At 71.0% G+C, this 944-nt stretch carries 2 protein-coding genes; both read left to right on the top strand.

All coding sequences use genetic code 11. The features are described 5' to 3' along the window. Positions 1-431, top strand: a 431-nt coding sequence (locus tag BIU91_RS19005) for a hypothetical protein (protein WP_071406131.1), incomplete at its 5' end; no start/stop codon positions are given. Between the two features lie 44 nt (positions 432-475). Continuing rightward, positions 476-944 (top strand): signal recognition particle receptor subunit alpha (locus BIU91_RS15035; RefSeq protein WP_171907857.1); only part of this gene is annotated, 469 nt, incomplete at its 3' end.

Here is a 944-nt window from a genome sequence, read left to right as displayed (position 1 = left end):
ACGACCAGGACGAGTTCGAGGGGCCGCCGAACTGGAACTCGCGGTCGGTCTACTTCGAGGGGCCCGACCAGCAGCTCCTCGAGCTCATCGAGCGGCGGGACCTGGAGTCGGGCGCCCGGCGCGCCGGCGACGGTTCCGGCATCGGCACCGGCGCCGTCGTCCCGCTCGTCTCCGTCAGCGAGGTCGGCGTCCCCGTCCCCGACGTCCTCGGCGCTGTCGAGGCCCTGCGACGCGCCGGTCTCGAGCCCTACGCCAACCCGCCGGGGGAGTCGTTCGCGGCGGTGGGCGACGTGGACGGTCTCGTGATCCTGGTGTCGCCCGACCGACGCTGGTTCCCGACCGGTGACCGGAGCCCGTCGAGCGCGCCGGTGGTCATCGACGTGGGGCTGGGGGCGCCGCTCGAGCTGACCGAGGGTGTCCTCCTGCGGTGAACGGGCCGGTGTCGTCGGCGGGAGCCTTGTAGAATCGACGGATCATGGCGCAATTCGGTTCACTCTCCGATCGGCTGACCGAGACCTTCCGCAATCTGCGGAGCAAGGGTCGGCTGACTCCGTCCGACGTCGACGGCACCGTCCGCGAGATCCGGCGGGCGCTCCTCGACGCCGACGTCGCGCTCGAGGTCGTCAAGGCGTTCACCGCATCGGTGCGCGAGCGTGCCCTCTCCGACGAGGTCAACCGCGCGCTCAACCCGGCGCAGCAGGTCGTCCAGATCGTCAACGAGGAACTCGTCGGCATCCTGGGCGGGCAGCAGCGACGGCTCGAGTTCGCGAAGAAGCCGCCGACGGTCATCATGCTCGCGGGTCTGCAGGGTGCCGGTAAGACCACCCTCGCGGGCAAGCTCGGCAAGTGGCTCAAGAAGGACGGCCACACCCCGATGCTCGTCGCGGCGGACCTCCAGCGTCCGAACGCCGTGCAGCAGCTGCAGGTCGTCGGCGAGCAGGCCG

Source organism: Curtobacterium sp. MMLR14_002, from assembly GCF_001864975.1.
In the GTDB taxonomy this organism is placed as follows: Bacteria; Actinomycetota; Actinomycetes; order Actinomycetales; family Microbacteriaceae; genus Curtobacterium; species Curtobacterium flaccumfaciens.
The sequence above is the reverse complement of the archived record's forward strand: the minus strand, read 5'-3'. Positions and strand labels throughout refer to the sequence as shown.